Raw genomic sequence first — 22,922 nt, forward strand, 5'->3', positions numbered from 1 at the left:
CTTTCTCCTGAGCCTGCACTTGTTGGTGCGGGCTTTCGTCGTTTCCAGGGAAGGAATTCGATGCCGACCGCTGTCTTGGTCGATCTCGCCGAATGCGAAGCCTGTTCAGCCCGCCGCCCTACTACGGAGTTGGTCGAGACCGCCGAGAACGAACAACTCTGCTCCGGCTGTGTCGCTGCCCTCGACCTGTGCGAGCGCTGCGATCTCCCCGCCCGCGATACCGCGCTGACCACCGCGGACGACTACTGGTGTGCTGGTTGCCGAGCCCCCTGCACCGTGTGCGAGGACTGCGACCGCTACGCGCCCTACATCGTCGCGGTCCTCTCCGGCAACGACGTGTGCGAGTCCTGCGCCGAGTCCTACACCGCCTGCGACGACTGCGACGCGCGCACCGCCGACTCCTACACCGTCGACGGTGATCGGGCGGTGTGTGAGGACTGCCGCGACGACTACACCCGATGCCACAGGTGCCGCACCCTCGTCCGGGGACGTGAGTACTACTGCGACGACTGCGCCCAGCCCGACGATTCCCGTGTCCACGACTCCGCCTACAGCCCGCCCCCGGTCTTCCACGGGCAAGGGCCGCTGTTTCTGGGCATGGAACTCGAACTGCGCACCACCGTCAGCGGTTATGAGGATTCGGTCGCGACCGCGAACAACCACCTCGACGGGGTCGGCTACCTCAAACACGACGGGTCAATCAGTTGCGGGTTCGAACTGGTCACCCACCCGATGAGTTTCGACTACGCGATGAGCGCGTTCCCCTGGGCGCTGTTGACGCGGTTGCGGTTGCTGGGTTGTCACACCGATGACGAGGTCGGCATCCACGTGCATGTGTCGCGGGCCGGGTTCGACTCTCCCGCCCACATCTACCGGTGGCTCAAACTCGTCTACCGCAACGAAACCCATGTCGCCGCGCTGGCGCGGCGCCGCGACTCGCAGTGGGCCGGCTTCGACCCCGACATCCGCGACATGGCCAAACATCTCGCGCACGGCGGCCACGGGTGGGGGCGCTATCACGCCATCAACACCCGACCCGCGCACACCTTCGAGGTGCGGGTCTTCGCCAGCTCCCTCGACCGTCGCGAGGTGAAGGCCGCACTCGGATTCGCCCACGCCTCCGTCGAATACACGCGCACCCTGCGCGCTCACGACGTCGTCCGCAGCCAGGGCTGGGACTGGGCCACCTTCACCGACTGGGTGGCAGCGCGACCGGAGTACGCCGCGCTCACTGCAGAACTCGCCGCGCTGACCGGAACCCCGCAGGGCGCGTCCACCGGAATCCAGGAGGACCTTGCATGTGCATCCTGACCGTCATCAAACCCGGCATCGCCCCCGATTTCCATGCACTCGCCGCCGGTGCGGTCGCGAACCCGCACGGGCACGGGTGGGCTGTACACGCCGGGGACCGGCTCATCGTCGGCCACGGCCTGGACCCACAGACCACGATCACTGAATTCGCGCACGCCCGAACATCATTCCCGGACGGGCCGGCGTTGTTTCATTCCCGCTTCGCCACCCACGGTGACCACACCACCGCCAACTGTCACCCCTTCGCCATCGGCGGGGACAAACGCAGCGTGCTGGCCCACAACGGGATCCTGCCCGAACACGTCCACCCCCTCAAAGGCGACGACCGCTCCGATACCCGGATCGCGGCCGAGGATTTCCTGCCCCAGAACCCGTTCGGGTCGCTGGATTCCTGGGCCGGGCGGGAACGGTTCGAACGGTGGCTGGGCACCGACAAAGCCGCCATCCTCACCGTCGATCCCGCCTACAAGCACCCCGCCTACATCTTCAACGAACACCGCGGGCACTGGCGCGACGGATCTTGGTACTCCAACCACACCTATGAGCTGGGCCGATACCCGGCCGGTGCCTTCGTCGACTACGAGTTCGGCGACGGGTTCTGTGACAACTGCGGGGCAGAGTACGACAACCCCGACGGTCCGCACTGCCCGTACTGCGGCTTTTGCGAAGCGTGCCTCAATCCCTACCCGCGCTGCAGCTGCGCCGGTACTGACGAGGCCGACCCCTACGCCGACCTTTTGGCGCTCGAAACCGCCTGACCCTCATCTCTTTCGCGCTCCGTCTGGAGCCCTCTTGGAGAGGACGCCCTCGATGACCTATCCGCTGACCGTTCCGCCCTTGCGCCACAGGGTGCGCGCCGCCCTGAACCAGTTGCGTGGCCTCGGCCCTGTCGCTGACCCGGTGACCGGTTCGACCGAGTCGACCATGGTGGTGGCCGCCCTCCACGAGGCCCGCCACAACAACCTGACCGTCACCATCCGCACCCGGGGTGGGCACCTGATGCCCCGGTTGCGCGTGGACACTGTCGGCGCCCGCCACGCCAGCTTGAGCACTGATGCCGGGGAGCAGCTGATCGTGCCGTTGCGGTTCATCGAATCCGTGCAACACCAGCGGCCCACCACCAACGGCGACCAGGGGCTGCTGTGAACGCCACCGTGGTCGGGGCGGCCGAGCCGTCGCGCTGGACCGCCCGCCTGCACCCGATCCCCCGGCCCGCGCGTGAGGTGTTGGTCATCGGCTGGCACGCCGCCTTCGCCGACACCCCCGCCGCGGGAACACCGATCGCGGTCTTCCCCCACACCGAGATCATCGCCGATCACTTGCCGGTGATGGCGTTGGTGCGCATCGAACACGCCACCGCGATCGACACCATCACCGCCGACGGCACCCGCGAAACCCGGTGGGGTGCCGACCCCTTCGGTATCGCCAAGACCGGGATCAGTTGGCGGCTGGTCCCCGCCCACCTGGCCGAGGACCGGTGGGTGATCGCACTCGGGTGGTGGGCCGCCAGCGGCGAGGAAGCCGTGCTGCCGACCTCGGTCACCGAGCACGCCCTCGGCGCACCCACCGTCGTGCCGGTCTACGACCACGACCCGCACACCGGCAAACGCTGGACATCGTGATCACCCACGTCGGAGAACTCACCGACTGGCTACAAACCCAGATCCCCGACCTCGACGAGGACCGCTACGAGCCCTGGAACACCGCCACCCCGACCACCACCAGCCTGGTGTCGCTGATCCACCTCCGCGTGCAAACACCCTTCGCCCCAGACCAAGCGACCACCGTCGTCCTCGTCGCCCACCGCTGCCCCACCGAGGACACCGCACCTGACACCGAACCACCAGATTCGAGGCACCCATTTCCGCAACCCCCGGATCCCCCGGCCCCCGACCGCCCGCGGCCGAGCGTGTTCCGATCCCCGCGCGCCTGGCGAAAGCACCGATCTCGTCAGGACTCGTAGTCCCTTACATCACCCTCGCCCACCGCGACCGGACCCGCCCGGTCTGGGGAAACATCGACCCACACCGGCTCGCGGAAGTGTTGCACCACAAGCGTTGTCAGGTGTGCGGGGAAGGGCTCGACGACACCCTGGTGTTGATGATCCGCCCTGCCGACTATCTCCGCGGCGTCGCCGTCGAACCCGGCTTGCACCCCGAGTGCGCCTGGTACAGCCGCCGCGCTTGCGTGATGCTGGCCGGGCAGGTCGACCGCTACAACCCCGTCGGCAATAACCCGCTCAACCGGTGCGGTGACCCGTTGTGCCGCTGCCGGTACTGGGCGCCCGCCGAGAACACCGCGCCGGGTCGGGAGGGCAAACCGGCCGAAGCCTGGTACGTGGCCTGGATCCGGCGCGGCGACTACGAGGTCTTCACCGTGCCGGCCGACGAATCCGGCCCCGAGGCCACCGGGATCGCGCTGCGCGGCGTGCCGTTCCTGCGGTTGCGCAAGGTCCGCGACCCGGCACCGAATTCCGACGATTCCCATCCGATGGACTTGCTCGCCGCAGTCATCGCCGCCCGCAAATTGTGGGAAACCCTCGGCCTCGACGATGAACCCGCCACGCCCGAGTAGCCAGTAACCCGGTGTGCTCGTCGCGCGCCGGACCCTCGGCCCGACCGCTCGTCGGTCCGGGAGGTGAGCGGCGCTCACGATATCCACATGTTGTGGATACCTCTGTGGACAACCACAACAGGAGCCGTCCTCCGTCCCGGACCCGCATTCGGTTGCCGCGCCGTCCAGACCTTCGAAAGGCTTCATCGAGAATGGACTCCATCAGTGCCGAATACGCCCAGCAGTTGACATGGGCGATCTTGGCCCGCGCCGCCCTCGCCCGACGCGGTGCGGTCGCGGTCCTGCTCGCCGCGCACGGCCCCGACGAGGCCGCCGATATCCTCGCCCGCTCCAACCCTGGCCTGTCGGTGCGCGCTGAAGCCGACCTCGCCGACGCCCACCGCATCGGTGCCAGGCTGATCACCCCCGAGGACCCGCAATGGCCCCGCCAGCTCACCGAACTCGACGCCCCCGACACCAACCGGTTCGGACCGATCACCCTGTGGGCTCGCGGCGCCGGACGCCTCGACACCCTCGCAGAGCACGGTGTGGCGGTCGTCGGGGCGCGGGCCTGCACCGAGCACGGCTACACCGCCACCCGAGACTTCACCACCGCGGCCGCCGGGCAGGGGTGGACGATCGTGACCGGCGGCGCCTACGGCATCGACACCGCCGCCATCGAAGCCACGCTCGCCACAGACGGATCCGCCGTCGTCGTCACCGCCAGCGGACTACGCCACACCTATCCCGCCGCCAACCACGGCCTGTTCGAGCGGGTCGCCCGACGCGGGCTGCTGGTCTCGGAATACCCACCGTCCGAACGGCCCACCCGTGACCGGTTCCTGCACCGCAACCGGATCATCGCCGCACTCGCCAGCGCCGGGATGGTGGTGCCCGAGGCCGGGATCCGCAGCGGCACCCTCAACGCCGTCGGCTGGGCCAACCGCCTCGACCGGCCCGTGTTCGCGCTGCCCACCCCGACACCGACCGCGCCCGCGTGGGCCGGGTGCGCGGCCATGCTCGACGACGGCCGCGCCCGCCTGGCCACCGACACCGCGCAACTGCTGGCCGCACTCGCGACCACGCACTGAACCCCTCCTCCGGCAGACAACGGTGTCTGACGCCGCCACCGAACTCGATGTTCGCGCGCGGCTAGGTCCGCTTTCGCCGGACTCACCCTGGATCGATCCCCGACCTGCACCGCAGTCGGCGGTCCAGCATCGCGCCTTCTGATTCCTCACCGGCCACTGAGCCCGAACCCCACCCCGGGTGCGGGCTCAGTGCATTTCACGGAAGGAAATACCTCCCATGCCCACCCCGGTTCTCGCAGAACCTGCCTGCGGCCAGTGCCGCACACCGACCCCGGCAGCCGACCTCGTCGACATCGCGGACACCGACGGAGTCTGCAGTGATTGCCGGGCCGAGTGGTCTGAGTGCCCGCAGTGCCGGAGTTCGGTCCGCGACCTCGTCGAGGTCATCAGCGGCCACGACGTCTGCTCGAGCTGCGCGCAGGACTACCTGCGATGCGGTGATTGCCAGGCGCGCACCGCGCGCTCCTACACCACCGATGATGAGGTCGAGGTCTGCGAGCCGTGTGCCGACGAATACCGCGAATGCGACACCTGCGTCACCCTCGTGCCCTTCGGCACCGATCAGTGCTCGGACTGCCGATCCGAACACCACCCCGCGATCTTCGACTACTTCTACAAGCCCACCCCCGTCTTCCACGGCGACGGACCCCTCTACCTCGGCCTGGAACTCGAAATCCGTGCCACCAGAGAGGGTTTCACCGATGCCGTCGACACCGCCGTCACCGCTCTCGGCGATCTGGCCTACCTCAAACAGGACGGATCGATTACCTGCGGGTTCGAACTGGTCACCCACCCCATGACCTACCACTACGCGATCAGTGAGTTCCCCTGGTCGCTGCTCGGCCGGTTGCGCTTGCTCGGTTGCCACACCGACGACGAGGTCGGCATCCACATCCACCTGTCCCGCGACGGGTTCGACTCCCCCGCCCACATCTACCGGTGGATGAAATTCATCCACCGCAACCAATCCGAAGTCACCACCTTGGCCCGCCGCGACTCCACCTGGGCTCAGTTCAGTCCCGCCGCCCGGCAACGGTGCCGAGAATTCGCCCGCGGCAGCCATCGCGGGTTCGGCCGACAGCAAGCGATCAACGTCTACCCCGAAGACACCTTCGAACTGCGGGTGTTCGCCAGCTCGCTGACACCCCGACAGGTCCAAGCCGCGTTGGCCTTCGCGCACGCCTCGGTCGAATACACCCGCACCCTCAGATCCCGTGAAGTCGCCCGCTACCGCGGCTGGGAATGGTCGACCTTCGCCACCTGGGTCGCCGCCCACCCCGACTACGCACCACTCACCATCGAATTCACCCAGCTCGGCATCGACGGGCACCACGCCCGCGCATCCTGACCACCCAGCCACTCCCCAGCCCAAGCTCGCCGATCATCAGCCGCCAAGTTCGGCACCCAGCCGCGCCCGCGTGGACCGGGTGCGCGGCCATGGTCGAGAACACCGCCGACCCCAGCTTGCCGCCGATGCCGGGCAACGACTGGCCGCGTTCACCGCCGAGGACTCAATGATTCGCCAACAGAGAGGAATTCATCGATGCCGGTCCGGATGGGCAAATTCGAACTGTGGTTTCCGTTGCGTCAGGTCGCGGTGATCGCCGAGCACGCGATGGCCGCCACAGAGCACTCGTGGCCCGACTACGACAGCGACAAACCCGACCCGGTCCCACCGGCGTTGGTGTGGGCCAAGGACCAGGGCACCTACCTGCTGTCCAACGGCGTCCCCCGCCTACTGGCCGACCCTGCCAAACCCGAGGGCTCCTCGAAGGTCGTGTACGCGGTCGGCTACGAGCAGTACTTCGACTTCTCTTACACCGCGGTCGGGGGCGACGACTTCTCCGAATACATCTCCCTCACCGAGCAACAGGACGGAATCTCGTTGATCGAGATGATTCGTCACCACGCCGCCCGTGGCGGAATCATGATCTTCACCGTGCACCCCGGCGGCCGCTACGACATCGACTTCAGTACGGCCGCCGCATCATTGGATCTCTAGCGGCTCGGTGCGGATGCCGAGTCCACCTCGAATATCGGCGCTTGTCGGGTAGCCGGTCAAGGGGTGAGATTCGACATCAGGTACGGCGCAGGTCTCTGGTGGGATACATGCTCACACCCGTCGACACCCGGTGGTGAAAGTGCAGCGCGCTGCCTGAGACCGCGGTGAAGCCGAGCGCTTCGAAGAACTGTCGCCGTCCCCACCGCCCATGCGGGTCGGTGTCAAGGACCACCGTCACCTCACCGGCGCCCGCCGCGCAGGCTCGTTGGGTGAACGCGCGCACCAACGCAGACCCGACACCGCACCGCGGTCGCACGACACCGACCAGCGCCAGGTGGCCCGTCTGCGGGTTGCCGGCGAGAAACCCTTCGGCCGCGCCGTCGCGGCGAGCGAGGAGCCGAACCGCACCTGGGTCACCGATCCCGGTCAACCGTGATGGTGCGGCGAAGAAGCTGTCGCGCAGGTGGTGGAGTTCGTCGAGGCGGACCAGCAGCGGCGCGAGCATCGCGTGCTCGCCGTCGATCTGCTCGACCTCGATCCCGTTCACACCGTCCACGCTGCCATACCGGTACGGCCGTGCAGAAATCTTCGGCGAGCGCAGGCGCCGTCCCCAGCACCTGCCGTCTCGCCTACTGCTCGACCGGGCTCAGTGCGTGCGCGGGACACCACTGGTGGAGTTGGAGTTGCCCGCGCCCGTTGCCGGTGACCAGCGTGAAGGTGACCAGCCCCATCCAGGTTCCGTCGGACCTGTTAACTGCACCATCTACACGGACAGTCTGCGGATCTGACGACGGGGTGAGTGAGTTGAACGAGCTGCGTGGGGCGCTTCGTCAGGGGCGCATCGAGTTGCCGGCGGTAGGGTGCGTGGAGCGCGTCGAGAGTGCAGTGCCCTACGGGGTCGTTGTCGACGGAATCGAGGTCGAGCCGATCTCGTCGTACTTGTCGAGCTTGGTCATCTCCGACGTCAGTCCGTTGACAGTGCGGTCCTATGCGCATGATCTGCTGCGGTGGTGGAGAGTGCTTGCGGTGCTGGGAGTGTGGTGGGAGCGCGCAACCAGGGAGGACGTCGAGGTGATGGTCGGATGGATGCGATCGGCGACCAATCCGCAGCGTCGACGCTCGCCCATGTCCATCTCGGAGCCGGGATCGGTGAACCTCAAGACGGGGAAGCCGGTCCTGTCGCCGGGGTATGCGCCAGCGACGATCAACCACGCGTTGACCGTGGTGTACGGGTTCTACGAGCACCATCTCTTTTATGGACGTGGCCCGTTGGTGAATCCAGTGCCGCCCTCATCGGATCGACGAAGAATCCAGCTGAGCAGCCCCCTCGACCCGCGGACCCGGCTTCGGCGGGCGCCGATGCGGCAGAAGCAGCCACAGCGGGCTCCTCGATCGATCCCCGACGCCGCGTGGATGGCCCTGTTCGCGGCGATGACACATGATCGCGACCGCGCGCTGCTCGAGTTCGCTGTCTCCTCCGGCGCCCGGGCTAGCGAGCTGCTGGGCATTTGCGGTGAGCACGTCGAGTGGGGCTATCGACGGATCTGGGTAGTTTCCAAGGGAACTCGGGAACTCGCAGTAGTGCCTGCCTCCCCGGAGGCCTTTGATCTCCTGGCCAGGTATTTCGAACGATCCGGAACCCCGCGACCGAAGGAACAGGTCTGGCGGACATTGCGCGGACAGCCACGTCCACTGACATATTGGGCGTTGCGACGGGTATTGCAGCGCGCCAACGATGAGCTCGGCACCAACTGGTCCTTCCATGACATCCGGCACACCGCCGCGACCCGGATGGCGAAGGACCCGCAGTTGACCTTGCCCGAGGTCCAAGCGATCCTGCGCCACCGGCACCTGTCGACCACCGAAACCTATCTACTTCCACGGATCGAGGAACTGCACGACAAGATGCAGGAGCACTACTCAAGGCCCCGACCGGCCACGACCTTCGCCACCGGGTACTCGGCTGAGGACATCGCGACGGTGTTCGGTGAGTAGCTCCCGAACCGCCCGCCCGGCACGAACACGGCAGAAGGCCACTACGCCGCCGCCCACGAGATTCGTCAGACCGACCGTCGTGCCAACGCCTCCGGCACCTCGACGTTTGCAACGGCACGGCGATCTGGACAACGCATCGGCAGCGGCGCTCTATGAGGTGGCCCGCCGGTTTCGGACCAATCCAGACAAGCGGCACGATGCACGCGACCGTGGGTTTCGGTTGCTGACCGATTACCTGCTGCAATACCCCGGATCGACGTGGCAACAGCGTTGGGAGGCCAGCGAACTCAATACCCGATCCGCGTCTCTGACCGAGCTCGTCGAGAACGACGGCCCCCGTGCACACTTCAGCCAGGCATTGGGAGCGCTGTACGCGCTGCGTGTCATCAAGCCGACGCTTCCAGCGTTTCGCGCAAACAGGCTCGGCAAATACATCGAGCAGTTCGTGGCCGCCGAGGCCGATCCCGCACTCGACGCCTATATCGCCGCCGTGCACGCCACCGATTCCACCGAGACTTTCAAGAACTGGGCCGTCCGCGATGTCTGCACCGCACTGACCGTCCAAGGAATACCCTTCTTGGACCTGACACCGGAAGCATTCCTGCACCACGCCCAACAAACCCGGGAATCAACCAGCCGGACAGGTCTTCATCTCGGCAAGTACATCGGTCACCTCGCCTGGCAGGTGATGCACTCGATCGGCCATTTCCCACCGGCAACCCCCTCGACCCTGCGTGGTGCGCTGCGGTCGCCGCAGCTCACCACGGCCGAGATGGTCGACCGGAACGAGGTCACCGACCCAGCGATCCGACAGATGCTCATCGACTATCTCGACCGACGTGCCCTAGACATCAAGTACGCCACCCTGACGGTGGTCGGTACCAACATCGTCAGGTTCTTCTGGAAGGCCATCGAGCGGATCAACCCCGAGCAAACCGACCTGCGGCTGTCCGAGGACGTCTACCGGCAATGGCGTGCCACCCTGGCCTTCCGCGAGGACGGCACGCCCCGATCGGATCCTTGGAACATCCTGACCATGGTGCAGGCCCTCTACTACGACATCCAGACGTGGGCTGTCGATGAACCCGAAAGGTGGGCAGTCTGGTCGGCACCCTGCCCGATCCCTCGCAGCGAGATGCGCCAGTTCGCCAAGCACAAACGGCGAGCCCAGGAGAAGACCCACCATCAGATCCGCACGCTGCAGCCACTGTTGCCCGTCCTCGTCGACTATGTCGACAAACGCAACGAGCACTGGCGTGGTGTCCTCGAACGCGCATCCGCCGCCGGGCACGGTGAGGACTTCACCTACGAGGGACACCGCTATACCAGGATCATCACTCGCGGCGACTCCCGCTTGATCGCAGACGGCGACCAACCCCGCGTGCACGTCCGCAGTCCGCGATTCGGCCGGACGGTCGACGTCGCCGTGTACGAGGATGCCGCGTTCTGGATGTGGGCGATCATCGAAACCCTCCGTCACAGTGGGCTACGCATCGAAGAGCTCACAGAGCTGTCCCAGTTGAGCGTGCGCCAGTACCGACGCCCGAACGGCGAAGTCATCGCACTTCTCGTCGTAGCGCCCTCCAAGACGGACAGAGAACGGGTCATTCCGATGTCGGCCGAGTTGTTCCACGTCGTCGCCTGCATACTCCGCCGGATCACCACTGGAAACACTTCAGTGCCGCTCGCGACACGGTATGACGACTACGACCGCACCACCAGCGAACCTCAGCCCTTCCTGTTCCAACGCCGCATCGGCCAACGATTGGAGGTGATGACCACCGGCGCGATCGGGACGAGCATTCGCGCAGTCTGCAAGGACCTCGCCCAAGTCGACCCCAGGTTCGCGGGGATCCACTTCCGCCCACACGACTTCCGGCGTCTGTTCGCCACCGACCTGGTCAACAACGGGCTGCCTATCCACATCGGCGCGGCCCTGCTCGGGCACCTCGACCTCGACACAACCCGCGGCTACGTCGCCGTCTTCGAAGAAGATGTCACCCGCCACTACCAGGCCCACCTGCAACGCCGACGAGCATTACGCCCGACCGAGGAGTACCGACCGGTCACCGACCAGGAATGGGCCGAGTTCGAAGAACACTTCGACAAACGCAAAGTCGAGCTCGGATCGTGCGGGCGCCCCTACGCCACACCCTGCGGCCACGAACACGCCTGCATTCGCTGCTCGATGCTCCACGTCGCCCCGACGATGATCACGCGGCTCACGGACATCGAAACCGACTTGATCGAACGACGTCAACGCGCGCACAACGAAGGCTGGCTCGGTGAGATCGAAGGCATCGACCTCACCCTTACCTTTCTGCGCGACAAACGTGACGCTGCCAGCCGATTGGCCTCTCGCACCATTTCACTCGGCACGCCCGGGCTACCACACAGGACCAAAGGACATTGACGCCGTCATTGTTCGCCGCGCCATGCGATCGGCGCCAAGCGCCAACGGTCCGCGCGATGGTCGGAGTTTGGCTGCACGATCCGAGGACGCGAATGCTAGCTAACGCCGATCCGTAGCCCCCCGGTCCAACTAGACGACGAAACTTGCCCCCGCGAGGCGTTCGTTGACGACACCGGCTCACGCCCAACAAGGCGGCGGGTCATACAAATCGGTTATCCGATCGCGGGTGGCTCATGCAGCTCGAAGCCTGCTGTCGCGGAGGGTATTCAGGGCAAGCCAAGGCGACGCAGCAGGTTGGCTAGGATCGGAAATCGTGACCTTGTTGCTCAGCCGACGCCGGCCGTCCGACGATCAACCACTCGATCCCCAGGACCAGCAGCAAGACTCTGGCCGTACCTGGCGAATCGTCGCGATTGTCGCGGGAATCGTGGGCGTGCTGCTCGCGGTGGCGGTGCCGCTCCTCCCCGTGCAGCAGGAACAAGCTTCCTTCTCGTGGCCGCAGGGTGGTCGCGCGACCAGTGTGACGTCGCCTTTGGTGTCGTATTCGCCAGTCAGCGTCGACGCGGCGATTCCGTGTGTTGCCGCAGCGGGGTTGACTGCTCGTGGCGGGTACCTGTTGGCGACGGTACCGCCTGCATCCGGGCAGGCTTGGCACTACGGCTTGAACGTGCTCGTCTCGTCGACTGAGGCCGGTAGCCGCCTACAAGTCGTCTTGCGCGACAAGACGCTGATCGATACCGCAGTGGCAGACCTGGCCCACGATTGTCGTGTTGTGGTCGCGTCCACCGGCGCGCGAACCGCCGTTGAGATCAGCGGTTCCGAGCCCGTGGTCATCGAGGGTGACTTCCGGCCGCAGGTGGTCGGGATATTCACCGACCTGGCTGGCGAGGTGCCCGCAGGCATGCGCACCGACGTGGAGATCGATTCTCGGTTCACGACCTCACCGACGGTGCTCAAGCTGATCGCGATCATCGGCGTCCTCATCGCCGCAGCGCTGGCGCTGTTCGCGTTGCATCGGCTTGATTGTCTCGACGGCCGCGGCAATCGGCGGGTTCTGCCGCACCGTTGGTGGCGGCCTCGATGGGTCGACGGCGTCGTGGTCGGCACACTGGTTCTGTGGTACCTCATCGGCGCGGGTACCGCCGATGACGGCTACATCCTCGGCATGGCACGAACGGCCGGGCACGCGGGATACCTGGCGAACTACTTCGCCTACTTCGGTGTGCCTGAAACACCGATCGGAATCCCCTACGACCTTGTCATCGGCTGGCTGGCGCAGATATCGACTGCGAGCATCGTGGTGCGCCTGCCGGAGTTGATCTTCGGCATCGTGTGCTGGTTCCTGATCAGTCGCGAGGTCGTGCCGCGCCTCGGCATCGCCGCGCGTAACGAGAAGGCGGCGATCTGGGCCGGCGGCCTGGCGCTGCTCGCCTTCTGGCTTCCGTACAACAACGGACTGCGCCCAGAACCCGCAGTCGCCCTCGGCGTCCTGCTCACCTGGGTCTCGATGGAGCGCGCCCTGGCGACGCGACGGCTCGCGCCCGCCGCCATGGCGTTGATTCCAGCAGCATTGGCGGTGGTCACCAATCCCGCTGGAGTGATCTGTTTCGCGGCACTGCTCGCGGGGGCCCGCCCGCTGGTGCAGATCATCGTCGAACGTGCTCGTCGAGTGGGCTACCTGGCGCTGCTGGCTCCGGCCGTGGCGGTAGGCGTATCGATTCTCGCGATCGTGTTCATCGGCCAGCCCATCTCCGAGGTCACCGCGATGAGCGACGCCCACTCGGTGGTCGGCCCGAACATGCCGTGGTACGACGAAACCTTCGTCTACCAATCCCTTTTCCAAGTCGGCCCTGACGGTTCGATGGCACGCCGATTCGCGATGCTGCTGCTGTTCCTGACGTTGGCGGTCTCAGTGCTGGCACTATTGCGTCACGGCGGCAGAATCCCTGGCCTAGCAGCAGGACCGACCCGTCGGATACTGGGCACTACCATCGCCACGATTCCATTGATGGCGCTCTCGCCGACCAAGTTCACCCACCACTTCGGTGTGTTCGCCGGGCTCGCAGGCGCGGTCGCAGTCGTGGCGGCCGTCGCCGCGGGCCCCCGGGTCGTGCGATCACCGCGCAACCGCGCACTGTTCGCTGCCGTCGTCACTGCCGTCTTGGCGCTGGCGTTCACCAGTTCGAACAGTTGGTGGTACGTAGCCGCCTACGGAATCCCCTGGTGGGACAAGCCGATCTCGGTCAAGGGCATCAGTGCTGGCACCGCGCTACTTGTAGTCGCGATCTTCTTGCTCGCGTACGCGGGGTGGCTGCACATCCGCGAACCGTTCCGCAGCGCAGAACACCGCTCACACCGCCGGATTCCGGTTCTCACCATCGCGGTGGGACTGGTCGTGGCGTTCGAGGTCGCCTCGTTCATCAAGGCAGGAATCGACCAATACCCAGCGTATTCGCTGGCAAAGTCGAACTTCTCCGCACTCGGCGGGCAAACCTGTGCGTTGGCCAACGAGGTCCTGGTCGAACCTGATCCGGACGCAGGCATGCTGCAACCGCTGTCCGGCGACCGAGCCACCGCCTTGGGCGCGGAGGTCGACGGTTTCACTCCCAACGGTGTGAATACCAACGACTTGGTCCCCGATGCGTCCGACGCCGCCGCGGCATCGGTGGGCCAATCACTCGGCAGCGCCGGAACCACGACCGAATCCGGCTCCACCGCGGATAGCGGGCTCGGCGGGTCCAGCCCACACGGCATCAACGGCAGCACCATCGCGCTTCCGTTCGGCCTGGACCCGGCCGCAACACCTGTGCTCGGCAGTTACGGCAGCCCCGGAGTCACGAAAACGCTTGTCTCCGGCTGGTATCGACTCCCTGCACCCGACTCCAGTGCAAGCCGTGGCCAGATCCTCGCGATCGCAGCCGCTGGCCGCATCGCCACCACCGACCTCGACGGACTCCCGGTTACCGGTCAGAACGTGCAGGTCGAATACGGGAGCACAAACGGGGCCGAGGTGCAGCCACTCGGACGGATTACCCCAGATGACGTCAGTGTGCTCCAGCCCTCGTGGCGCAACCTCCGAGTTCCACTGCAACAGCTGCCGCCCCCCGCCGATGTGGTTCGCATCACGGCCACCGTCGACAGCTCCGACGCGGAGCAGTGGGTCGCGGTGACCCCGCCGCGGGTGCCGGAGCTGCGCACCCTCGACGAGTTGGTCGGGCATACCCGGCCGGTACTTATGGATTGGCTCGTCGGCCTGCAGTTCCCCTGCCAGCAGCCGATGAGGCACCGCTACGGTGTGGCTGAAATCCCCGAATACCGCATTCTCCCGGAGTTCTCGGCGGCGATCATGACCAGCAACTGGCAAAGCCACGCCTCCGGAGGCCCTCTCGGCTACACCGAGCTGGTGACCCGCACCGAAGTACTGCCCTCCTACTTGAAGGATGACTGGAAACGCAACTGGGGCGAGATCCACCGCCTCGTGCCGTTCGACCCAACCGCAACCCCCGCAGTAATCGACACCGTCACCGTCGAACGCTCAGCTCGATGGACCCCGGGGCCACTGAATTTCGGAATCCGATAGACGAGACGCCGGAGCCCACGCCGCCCGCCCCGGTCGGCGGGCTCCAGGCGTTACGCCGCCGAACTTCGCTTGCCGGAACGAACGAGCTCAACTGGAACGGCTCCGACTGACCCGTCACGACAGCGAGGTCGTGCGGCGCCACGCAGCCGTCGGATGCGATCCGATGCCGACAACAGGACGCGTTCACGCAACACCGCGTTGACAAAGTGCAGAGAAGCGAGCAGCACCCAGGCATGGAGCCAGCCGGGCACGTTGTCGGCCAGACGCAGGCCACCGAGTTTCACCCGCATGGCCAGCTGGTCCTGGCGGAAGTACTTCGGCTTGGTGGCGATGGCCAGGTGGGCGGCGACGAGCACCTTCTGTGGCGGGTCGACGACTCGCCACGGTTCTGGGGTGAACTGCACCGGCCACTTTTCGAACACGCCGCCGAACTTACAGGTCTCGAATGTATGTTCGATAACGGGTAGAGTCGGGCCATGCCCGAGACGCCTGGCCCCGCACGGACGGCCGTCGCGCTGGCCACCGTCCGTCGCCAGCTCAAGGCCTGCGCCGCGTTCGGCGTCGCGGCGGACCCGGATCTCCTCGATGCGGTCGCGGTGCGGTTGACCCAGGTGCTGCGCGACTACGCCGAATCCGACACCCGCAGGTATCCGCGCCTGCGGCGTCCACTGCGGCCGCGATCCGCTTGGACCGTGCACCCCTGGCGAGTCGACCACACTCACCGCGATCCCGAACACCCGTCCTCGTCATGAGCGACCCGCGGCTATCGGGCGGACGACCGCAGCCCTGGCCCTGCTCGACTACAAGCGGGGATCGTGCACGAGCCGGAAGTCGTGCAACGGCTCGTCTTGCCCGCCCGCTGCAGTGAACTCGCGGCCGATGACCTCTCCCGCCGGGATGTCGCAGTCACGGCCCATCACCGCAGCCGACAAGACCAACGGAGCCGTAGCCGAGTGCCACGGCGTGACGCAGTACGCGTCGTCCCCGACGGTGAGCATCACCCACAACGGAACCCGGCCATCGGGCAGTACCTGGTAGTCCTCGCCGATCGAGGGCGCGTCGAAGTAGATCGGATAGTCGTCGTCACTCATCGGTTCCACTCCTGCCGGATCGTGCATGGTGCACGCACCATGGTCGGAGCGCCGTCGCCCGACGGCTGAACGGATACCGGCGGCCGGGCTGACGCGGTGGTGGGCTGCTGCGTGATGACGATAGTGCGCGGAACCGACAACACGTATCGGCAACGCCACCTGATCACAACCCCGCGCTGCGGCGTCCAGGCCCGTCGGCGTGGAATCCGCAGCCGGCAGCCGCGTAGGGCGATAGGTCAACCCGCAGGCGCCCGGCACCGGCAGCCGAATGTCGGCGCTCATCGATCGTGGGAGGGTGATTTCGATGCCGAACCTGGACCAGGATGAAGTCGTCCGATTTGCCGGGAACCTGCAACGAAGCAGCGCCGTCCAAACTGGCATGACACCCGAAGACCGCGCCGCGCTGATCGAAGCGGGCTACGACCCGAACGACCCCGGCGTTCAGGCCCGCATGATCGCGGTCGAGCGCGGACTCGCACTACTGCGGGCACGCTGGCACGACAACTCCGGACCGGCCCACCAGCACTGGACGCCCGCGACGACGCCGATGCGTCCGACACGGTGAACATCGGTCGCCGGTCCAGGCGTCCGGTGGCGGGGGCGTGCTGGTAGTCGCCGGTGTCCATGACGAGGGGCCGCCGACGTAGCGGATGAGCCATTCCGGTGGGAGTTGGTCGAATCCGGTGGAGACGAGCCAGTGGTGGATGTCGTGTCCGTCGCGGTGCTGGGGCAGGAAGTCGGCGGGGTTGTGGGTGGCCAGGGTGACGGTGGCGTGGTCGGTGAGTTCGTAGGCGACCTGTATTGCGGAGTTTGCCAGCGCCGACGACGATCACCCGCTGACCGGTGCAGTCCTGGGGGCGGCGGTAGTCGGCGACGTGCAGCAAGTTGCCACCGAACTGGTCTTGACCGGGCAGTTCAGGCAGATACGGGTTGCCGAAAGAGCCGGTGGCGGCGACGATCCCGGCGGTATGCCTTTGCCTGCGGGGTCTTCCAGGACCCAGTCGCGGTAGCTGACGCCGCTGCGTCGGTCCGGCTCGGCGATCTTGATTTGGGACGGCGAAATTTGACGTCACTTCAGTCTTGGGTGGCGCGAGTTGCGCGCTGACCGGCGTTACCATCTCTCACCGCCGAAAGCTGTTGCGGCTGAGGAACGAAGGCGACTCGACGTTGTAACGATCTGCGGCGGAACCCGATTCGCGGCGAAGTAGCCAGACAGATGGGCGGTTCGAATGTATGTTCGAAGAGTGACCTCGATGAGGGAGGCCACCCCGCTCCGCGGGCCGAGCGTTCAAAGGAGCAGAGCACGATGGCATGTCAGACCTTTCCTCCAGCGCCGTACCAGGTATGTGGCGCGATCCTCGACAAGTACAACGAACTCGGCGGCACGAGCAGCTTTCTGCTGTGGCCGACCAGCGATGAGCTGACCAACCCCGACGGGGTCGGCAAGCGTTCGGTGTTCATGAACGGGCCCATCTACTGGCATCCCGACGCCGGCGCTCATCCTGTGGCCAACCACTTCTTCGCATGCTGGCAGCGCAACGGCTGGGAAGGCGGTCCTCTGCGTTATCCGACTTCGGACGAGCTGGTCAACCCCGACGGCATCGGTCGGCGCCAGTACTTCCAGGGCGGCACCATCTACTGGAAACTCAACGAGGCGTACTTCGTCGGTGGCGCGATCCGCGACAAATGGGGCGAAACCGGGTGGGAGCAGGGGTGGCTCGGCTATCCCACCTCTGACGAGGTGATTCTGCCCGACGGACAAGGACGAATGAACCGGTTCGAGCACGGCGTCATCTACTGGTCGCCGACTACCGGCGCACACCCTGTCGCGGGCACAATCCTCGACCAATGGGCGTCGGCGGGCTACGAACGCAGCTCGCTGGGCTACCCGGTGGCCGACGCGGTCATCAGCACGGGCGGGGTCGAGGAGCAGCAGTTCCAGAATGGCAGGCTGTTTTCCTCGGGCATGCGTCTCGCCCTCACCTCGTCCGATTCCGTCCTATCGTTCGGCGTTCCAACATCGGTCGCGCTCACACACGAGAGCACTTCCGACATGGTCGTATTTCATGGTGACGGATATGACCTGACGTTCCGGACCCGTAGCGAGACATCGGCCGAGCTGGGCATCAACCTGTTGGCACCGCAGGCGCCGCGCGAGTTCACGCTCCTGCTGCCGATACCGCCCGGCTTCGCGCTGCAGGCCCAGCTCGGCAGAGTGAATCTCCTCGCACCGGATGGGAGCGTCACTGCGGCCGTCGGACTCCCGGTCGCCGTCGACGCAGTTGGGGCATTGGTCGATGTCGTTGCATCAGTTGCGGGCAACGCCTTGACATTCCAGTTCGAGCCGTCGACCATACTTCCGATCCAATCCCTCGCAGAGGGAGTGACGAAGAACGTCAACGACTACAGCAGCGTCGGCGAGAACCAACGGAATGTGTGTTTGACGAATCCGACGGACTGTCAACGCGCTTATCCCGCACGAGACCTCGCCCAGAAGATCTCCTCGGAGGAGTTCCCTGGCCCTGACCAAGGCGATAACCGGGCCGACGCCGCGCGGCACTGCCTGTGGCAAGCCTTCACAACCGAGATGGCCAACAAGGACTTCGCTCTGCGTCTGGCGAACGCGCATGAGCAAGATGCCCCAGGCGCGCCCGAGTCCAACGCGATGGACGAGTACAACAACGTCACCGGTCGCGCGGTCGGGTTGCGCTTCGAAGGCAACCTGCAGGGGATCATCACCACGAGCCTGGGGTACGCCCATGAGGCTCGGATTGTGCCGAATCCCGTCGGGCTGGAGAACGAGGATGGCAACGACCTGATCATCCTGCACGAATAGCAAACGCTTCGGTAACCTGCGGGGAGGGCTTCATCCTGCCGTCCTCGCAGGTTGCCGGGGTCCGTGTACATCGGAAGAGGTGGATTCGTGAGCAGAACAGTCGCTGGGACCGTGTCGGTCTGGGTGCAGGCCGTTGTCGGACTCGTCCTCGGCGCGATGTTCTGGACCGCGTTCCAGGTGGCTACCCCTGACATCGGCCACTGGCTCGTGAACGCCTTGGTGCTGGCACAATTGCTGGCACTGGCGATCGCAGGACTGATCCAGGTCACAGCACCCAGACTTGCAGTATTTGGCTGGTCAGCGGTCGTCGGCGGAATCGTCTACGGTTACGCTTTCAGTCTTCTTGTATTGATCCACCTCTGACGAGCGACCGGAGGCTGAGATCCCAGCGTCGACTGACCAGTTGTCCTGTGTCAGTGTTCAGCCACGCCAGCATCGTTGACCTGCGGTGGCTCATACTTGGCTCGGATGATGCGCACCTTCGCGCTCGGCATCGTGGCGACAAGTTGCTCCCCGGCCACACGGGGCGGAAATCCATGTCGCCGTGAACCGCGCGGAGCCGAACCGGCAGGCGGGCGATGCCGCGCCCGCGGTTTGGACGCCGCTGGCCGACTGCTCGTCCACCACTTTCTTGTTCCCCCCATCGATCCTGATCGAGACCAACGATAGTCGGACCCGTGCCTTCGTGAGCAGGACCGGATGCGAGCACGATTGCCCGGTGTCAGCCTGACCGGCCGTCACCGACGGTCGCTACTTTTGTCGGTCACGGTCTTGCCGTGGGGGTTTCGACGTCATCGAGGTCCCTGTCCAAGCGCAATCCTCTCCATGACGGGTGCCGTAGGCGGCCGTCGCCGGTCCATTCGGTGAATGCCACTTCCCCGACCACGTGCGGTTCGAGCCATACCACCCCGGCCGGGGTCGACCGGAATCCGGGGATCGGTGGGTCCGGACGTTGCAGCGGCGCCAACCGCTCGTGCAAGTCGGCGAGCATCCCGGCGGTGAACCCGGTACCGACACTGCCCGCGTATTCCAGGCTGCCGCGGTCGTCGGGGACCGCGACCAGCAGCGACCCGATCTTCCCGGCCCGTCGCCCCGTCCCGGTTTTCCAGCCGATGACCACCACCTCCTGGTGGGAAACATTTTTGACTTTCGTCCAGGCGGGACTGCGTTGCCCGGACAGATACCAGCTGTCGCGGCGTTTACAGATGATTCCCTCGGCCCCGAGCGTCTGCGAGGCGGCCAGGGCGTCGGCGGCAGGGCCGGGCAGCAGGCCGGGGATTCGCCAGTGCGGTCCGGCCAGGCCGGTGAGTTCGAGCAATTCGCGGCGCTGGGTGTAGGGCAGCCCGGTCAGGGACCGGTCGCCGATGTGGAGCAGGTCGAAGATCATGAACGTCGCCGGTGAGGTCTGGGTCAGGGCCGCGATGGTGGCCGGGTTGCGTTGATGCATGCGGGGGGCCAACGCCCGGAACGAGGACCGACCCGCGACTTGCACGACGATCTCGCCGTCGACGACGAAGCCGGGTTCGGCCGGGGCGAGCCCGGCCAGTTCGGGCCAGGCCGCGGTGATGTCGTTGCCGTTGCGCGATTCCAACCGCAACCGCTCATCGACGTAGGCCAGTGCCCGGATCCCGTCGTGCTTGAGCTCGAAGGCCCACCGCCCGTCGTCCACCGGCAGCGCACCCGCGGCGGCCAGCATCGGCGCGTACCGCGGCAACCCACTCACCGGTTCCTCGCCATCACCACACCCCTTCCACACCACCCGACACCAGCAAACATCCAGCGTAACCCCGAACTGGGTGGTCGTCGGCCAACCACACCGCGCATGCCACTCGATCACCCCCTTGGACCGAACAGGAGTCCCGAATGAGCACAACCCCACCCGCGATCGACGTCACCGCCGTGGAGTCGATCTCACGGACCGAGTTCACCGGACGCGAGCACCTCGGAACCGCCGGACCCGTCACCGCGCTCGCCGACAACCCCGTCATCGAACGGTGGCGTGAACAGGCGCGGGGGTGGCGGGGCCGGTTCTGGACCTACCGGCCCGACGAGACCGGGGCGCTGCGGCTGTATCCGCTCAACGTCGCCCGCCGCTCCCGCGCTACCCGCTGACCTTTGTCCACTCTCGGTGCGCCCCGGCTTCGGCTGATCGCCGCATCGTTGTCGCCCTCTACGCAAGGAGCTTTCGTGTCCACCACCACCATCGAGCCCGACACCTCCGCCGACCTGGATCAGGAGTCCTCGCCGGGAACCGAGGCCACCCTCACCGTGCTCGCCCCGCTGCCCGCGGCCGCCGAGGCGGTGATCATGGACCCGGCGGATCTGGTCATCGGCCACAACGTGCGGCCCGAAGACCAGATCGATCTCGACGCCCACCCGAAAGAGGTCGAGTCGATCCGGCGGTTCGGGGTGCGCGATCCGATCCTGGCCCAGCGCGGCCCCGACGGACACGTCGTGGTCGTCGACGGCCAGGTCCGGGCGTTGATCGCCCGCACTCTCGGCCTTGCGAAGGTGCCTGTCTATATCGAGACCACCGACCGGTCGATCGATGATCCGGAACGGTTGATCGAGCGGGCATTGGATCAGATCAACCTCAACGACCGCCGCATCGAGTTGACCGATTCCGCGCGCGCGGCCGGGGTGGCCTACATGCTCGACCTCGGTGCCACCGCCACCCGCATCGCCGAAGGCCTGCAAACCGACACCGCACGGGTTCGCAAGGCCGGGAAGATCGGCCGATCGAGCACGGCCCGAAACTTGTTGGATTCCAGCGCGTTCAGTCTCGACCAACTCGAGGTGATCGCCGGATACGAACAGCTCGGCGACCACGCCGCAGTGGAGAAACTGTCGGCTGTGCAGTGGAACTTCGACTACCACGCCGAGATGATCGCCGCCGACCGTGCCCGACGCCGCGACCGGCTCACCGCCGCCCTGCCCTACGCCGCGGCCGGGCATTCGATCCTGCACGTGGAATCCGTCGATGTCGACCTCGACACCTACGTGCCGGTCGACAATCTCGTCGATGCCAACGCCGAACCGGTCTCCCCGGAGGCGATCGACGCCGAACCGGGACGGTGGGCGGTGGCGATGGATCTGATCGAGGACGCCGAACTCTTCGACCCCGCCACCGATGAGGTCATCGACCCCGACACCGTCGATTTCGACGCCGACCTCCCCGACACCGAACCCGCTGACGGGCTGCGCAGCGCCACCGGGTTGGTGTATCGGGACGTGTGGATGCCGAGCTACTACCTGCCCGTCGATCAGCTCGACGCCGCCGGGCTGCGCCGCCGAGACCCCGACACCAGCGTTGACCGTACCGATGACGGCGAGGGTGGCGGTGAGGGTGATGGTGGTGATCGTGCCCGGGCCGCTGCCGAACAGGCGGCAGCGGACAGCGACCGTAAACGTGAGGAACGGCGCCGGGTGATCGAGCTGAACAAACGCGGCGCCGCCGCGAAGAAGCGGCGACTGGAATTCCTGGCACGGGTTCTCACGTTGCGGACCCCACCGCCGGGCAGCGCCGAGCTCGTCGCGACCTCACTGGCGCGCGACACCACCCTGCTCAGCGGAACCCGCGCCCGCACACTGGCAGTGACCCTGTTCAACGCGAACAACAGCACCGGCCTCACCGACACCGCGGCATCAGCCGTCGCGGGCAGGGCGTGGGTGATCACCCTCGGCCTCGTGCTCGCCGCCCACGAATCAACCCTCGACAAGGACTGCTGGCGCACCAACACCTGGCAGGCCACCACAGTCTCCGCCTACCTGCACTTCCTCGCCGCGGCCGGTGAACACCTGGCCAGCCGGGGACGTGCCAGCGACCGCAACGAACAGTTCCGGCTCGTCGACGTCGAACTGGCCGCCGCCGGCGACCTCGACTACCGCACCATCCCCCTCGACCAGGACTCCACGACGGCCACCAGCATCGACGAGCGCTCGGCAGTCGACCAGGACAGCCCGGAAGAGGAGCAGCTCGCGCACGCAGCGTGAGGGCAGCGGCGGTCCGAATCCACGGAATCGATTCGGACCGCCTCACCCCACGCTTCG

Annotated in this window: 22 protein-coding genes and 1 pseudogene; 18 read left to right on the forward strand and 5 right to left on the reverse strand. The window is 66.3% G+C overall.

What is annotated here, in order from left to right:
- The first annotated feature begins 60 nt into the window (after positions 1-60).
- The 9 genes from DFR69_RS18465 to DFR69_RS18505 all read left to right on the forward strand — a co-directional run bounded on the left by DFR69_RS18465 (position 61) and on the right by DFR69_RS18505 (position 6,957).
- The gene (locus DFR69_RS18465; RefSeq protein ID WP_244198339.1) at positions 61-1,311 is read left to right on the forward strand and encodes an amidoligase family protein; all 1,251 of its coding nucleotides are present in this window, start codon (positions 61-63) and stop codon (positions 1,309-1,311) included.
- Positions 1,299-2,069 (forward strand): class II glutamine amidotransferase, encoded by a 771-nt coding sequence (locus DFR69_RS18470; RefSeq protein ID WP_110038828.1) that lies wholly within the window; start codon positions 1,299-1,301, stop codon positions 2,067-2,069. Before DFR69_RS18465 ends, DFR69_RS18470 begins: the two co-directional genes overlap by 13 nt.
- Positions 2,070-2,121: 52 nt before the next feature.
- Complete coding sequence (locus tag DFR69_RS18475) at positions 2,122-2,457, forward strand: hypothetical protein (RefSeq protein WP_110038829.1); 336 nt, start codon at positions 2,122-2,124, stop codon at positions 2,455-2,457.
- Positions 2,454-2,933 carry a hypothetical protein gene (locus DFR69_RS18480; RefSeq protein WP_110038830.1) on the forward strand — a complete coding sequence of 160 codons (480 nt, stop codon included), beginning with the start codon at positions 2,454-2,456 and terminating at the stop codon, positions 2,931-2,933. The genes DFR69_RS18475 and DFR69_RS18480 overlap by 4 nt, the downstream gene beginning before the upstream one ends.
- The gene (locus tag DFR69_RS18485; RefSeq protein WP_110038831.1) at positions 2,930-3,274 is read left to right on the forward strand and encodes a hypothetical protein; all 345 of its coding nucleotides are present in this window, start codon (positions 2,930-2,932) and stop codon (positions 3,272-3,274) included. The genes DFR69_RS18480 and DFR69_RS18485 overlap by 4 nt, the downstream gene beginning before the upstream one ends.
- Before the next feature lie 101 nt (positions 3,275-3,375).
- Complete coding sequence (locus tag DFR69_RS18490; protein WP_146229318.1) at positions 3,376-3,885, forward strand: hypothetical protein; 510 nt, start codon at positions 3,376-3,378, stop codon at positions 3,883-3,885.
- A gap of 191 nt (positions 3,886-4,076) precedes the next feature.
- Positions 4,077-4,955: a DNA-processing protein DprA gene (locus DFR69_RS18495; protein ID WP_110038833.1), complete on the forward strand. Its 879-nt coding sequence runs from the start codon at positions 4,077-4,079 to the stop codon at positions 4,953-4,955.
- A gap of 217 nt (positions 4,956-5,172) precedes the next feature.
- On the forward strand, positions 5,173-6,303 hold the full coding sequence (locus DFR69_RS18500) for a hypothetical protein (protein ID WP_244198340.1): 1,131 nt from the start codon (positions 5,173-5,175) through the stop codon (positions 6,301-6,303).
- A gap of 195 nt (positions 6,304-6,498) precedes the next feature.
- A complete protein-coding gene (locus tag DFR69_RS18505) occupies positions 6,499-6,957 on the forward strand; it encodes a DUF3085 domain-containing protein (RefSeq protein WP_110038834.1) in 459 nt (152 codons plus the stop codon).
- Between the two features lie 76 nt (positions 6,958-7,033).
- Here the strand turns inward: DFR69_RS18505 and DFR69_RS34520 are convergent, their stop codons facing one another.
- On the reverse strand, positions 7,034-7,504 hold the full coding sequence (locus DFR69_RS34520; protein ID WP_167456304.1) for a GNAT family N-acetyltransferase: 471 nt from the start codon (positions 7,502-7,504) through the stop codon (positions 7,034-7,036).
- 257 nt (positions 7,505-7,761) lie between these two features.
- On the opposite strand from DFR69_RS34520, the gene DFR69_RS18515 reads away from it, so the two are divergent.
- The 3 genes from DFR69_RS18515 (at position 7,762) to DFR69_RS18525 (ending at position 14,945) form a co-directional block, all read left to right on the forward strand.
- On the forward strand, positions 7,762-8,952 hold the full coding sequence (locus DFR69_RS18515; RefSeq protein WP_208644006.1) for a tyrosine-type recombinase/integrase: 1,191 nt from the start codon (positions 7,762-7,764) through the stop codon (positions 8,950-8,952).
- 79 nt (positions 8,953-9,031) lie between these two features.
- The gene (locus DFR69_RS18520) at positions 9,032-11,365 is read left to right on the forward strand and encodes a tyrosine-type recombinase/integrase (RefSeq protein ID WP_208644007.1); all 2,334 of its coding nucleotides are present in this window, start codon (positions 9,032-9,034) and stop codon (positions 11,363-11,365) included.
- A gap of 313 nt (positions 11,366-11,678) precedes the next feature.
- Positions 11,679-14,945: an arabinosyltransferase domain-containing protein gene (locus DFR69_RS18525; RefSeq protein WP_244198341.1), complete on the forward strand. Its 3,267-nt coding sequence runs from the start codon at positions 11,679-11,681 to the stop codon at positions 14,943-14,945.
- 50 nt (positions 14,946-14,995) lie between these two features.
- Here DFR69_RS18525 and DFR69_RS18530 read toward each other — a convergent pair whose 3' ends face one another.
- A complete protein-coding gene (locus DFR69_RS18530) occupies positions 14,996-15,367 on the reverse strand; it encodes a hypothetical protein (protein WP_110038836.1) in 372 nt (123 codons plus the stop codon).
- A 54-nt stretch (positions 15,368-15,421) separates the two neighbouring features.
- Here DFR69_RS18530 and DFR69_RS18535 point away from each other — a divergent pair, with 54 nt between their 5' ends.
- On the forward strand, positions 15,422-15,697 hold the full coding sequence (locus DFR69_RS18535) for a DUF6374 family protein (RefSeq protein WP_110038837.1): 276 nt from the start codon (positions 15,422-15,424) through the stop codon (positions 15,695-15,697).
- 48 nt (positions 15,698-15,745) lie between these two features.
- Here DFR69_RS18535 and DFR69_RS18540 read toward each other — a convergent pair whose 3' ends face one another.
- Positions 15,746-16,036, reverse strand: coding sequence for a hypothetical protein (locus DFR69_RS18540; RefSeq protein WP_146229319.1), 291 nt, complete (start codon positions 16,034-16,036; stop codon positions 15,746-15,748).
- A gap of 304 nt (positions 16,037-16,340) precedes the next feature.
- On the opposite strand from DFR69_RS18540, the gene DFR69_RS35290 reads away from it, so the two are divergent.
- Positions 16,341-16,601, forward strand: coding sequence for a hypothetical protein (locus DFR69_RS35290; RefSeq protein ID WP_244198342.1), 261 nt, complete (start codon positions 16,341-16,343; stop codon positions 16,599-16,601).
- Positions 16,602-16,857: 256 nt separating this feature from the next.
- Here the strand turns inward: DFR69_RS35290 and DFR69_RS35765 are convergent.
- Positions 16,858-17,154: pseudogene (locus DFR69_RS35765) on the reverse strand (hypothetical protein); the annotation flags it as partial.
- Positions 17,155-17,342: 188 nt separating this feature from the next.
- Here DFR69_RS35765 and DFR69_RS18550 point away from each other — a divergent pair.
- Both DFR69_RS18550 and DFR69_RS18555 read left to right on the forward strand, forming a co-directional pair.
- A complete protein-coding gene (locus tag DFR69_RS18550) occupies positions 17,343-18,872 on the forward strand; it encodes an LGFP repeat-containing protein (protein WP_110038839.1) in 1,530 nt (509 codons plus the stop codon).
- Between the two features lie 87 nt (positions 18,873-18,959).
- Positions 18,960-19,235, forward strand: coding sequence for a hypothetical protein (locus DFR69_RS18555; RefSeq protein ID WP_146229320.1), 276 nt, complete (start codon positions 18,960-18,962; stop codon positions 19,233-19,235).
- 400 nt (positions 19,236-19,635) lie between these two features.
- Here the strand turns inward: DFR69_RS18555 and ligD are convergent, their stop codons facing one another.
- On the reverse strand, positions 19,636-20,595 hold the full coding sequence (ligD, locus tag DFR69_RS18560; protein ID WP_244198343.1) for a non-homologous end-joining DNA ligase: 960 nt from the start codon (positions 20,593-20,595) through the stop codon (positions 19,636-19,638).
- Positions 20,596-20,735: 140 nt separating this feature from the next.
- Here ligD and DFR69_RS18565 point away from each other — a divergent pair, with 140 nt between their 5' ends.
- Both DFR69_RS18565 and DFR69_RS18570 read left to right on the forward strand, forming a co-directional pair.
- Complete coding sequence (locus tag DFR69_RS18565; RefSeq protein ID WP_110038842.1) at positions 20,736-20,984, forward strand: hypothetical protein; 249 nt, start codon at positions 20,736-20,738, stop codon at positions 20,982-20,984.
- A gap of 75 nt (positions 20,985-21,059) precedes the next feature.
- Positions 21,060-22,865 carry a ParB/RepB/Spo0J family partition protein gene (locus DFR69_RS18570; RefSeq protein ID WP_110038843.1) on the forward strand — a complete coding sequence of 602 codons (1,806 nt, stop codon included), beginning with the start codon at positions 21,060-21,062 and terminating at the stop codon, positions 22,863-22,865.
- The last annotated feature ends 57 nt before the right edge of the window (positions 22,866-22,922 follow it).

Source organism: Nocardia neocaledoniensis (assembly GCF_003182135.1).
Taxonomy (GTDB): domain Bacteria; phylum Actinomycetota; class Actinomycetes; order Mycobacteriales; family Mycobacteriaceae; genus Nocardia; species Nocardia neocaledoniensis.

Coding starts and splice junctions, on each gene's coding strand:
- DFR69_RS18465 (WP_244198339.1), top strand. CDS start 61: ATGCCGACCGCTGTCTTGGTCGATCTCGCCGAATGCGAAGCCTGTTCA.
- DFR69_RS18470 (WP_110038828.1), top strand. CDS start 1,299: ATGTGCATCCTGACCGTCATCAAACCCGGCATCGCCCCCGATTTCCAT.
- DFR69_RS18475 (WP_110038829.1), top strand. CDS start 2,122: ATGACCTATCCGCTGACCGTTCCGCCCTTGCGCCACAGGGTGCGCGCC.
- DFR69_RS18495 (WP_110038833.1), top strand. CDS start 4,077: ATGGACTCCATCAGTGCCGAATACGCCCAGCAGTTGACATGGGCGATC.
- DFR69_RS18500 (WP_244198340.1), top strand. CDS start 5,173: ATGCCCACCCCGGTTCTCGCAGAACCTGCCTGCGGCCAGTGCCGCACA.
- DFR69_RS18505 (WP_110038834.1), top strand. CDS start 6,499: ATGCCGGTCCGGATGGGCAAATTCGAACTGTGGTTTCCGTTGCGTCAG.
- DFR69_RS18535 (WP_110038837.1), top strand. CDS start 15,422: ATGCCCGAGACGCCTGGCCCCGCACGGACGGCCGTCGCGCTGGCCACC.
- DFR69_RS18540 (WP_146229319.1), bottom strand. CDS start 16,036: ATGAGTGACGACGACTATCCGATCTACTTCGACGCGCCCTCGATCGGC.
- DFR69_RS35290 (WP_244198342.1), top strand. CDS start 16,341: ATGCCGAACCTGGACCAGGATGAAGTCGTCCGATTTGCCGGGAACCTG.
- DFR69_RS18550 (WP_110038839.1), top strand. CDS start 17,343: ATGGCATGTCAGACCTTTCCTCCAGCGCCGTACCAGGTATGTGGCGCG.
- DFR69_RS18565 (WP_110038842.1), top strand. CDS start 20,736: ATGAGCACAACCCCACCCGCGATCGACGTCACCGCCGTGGAGTCGATC.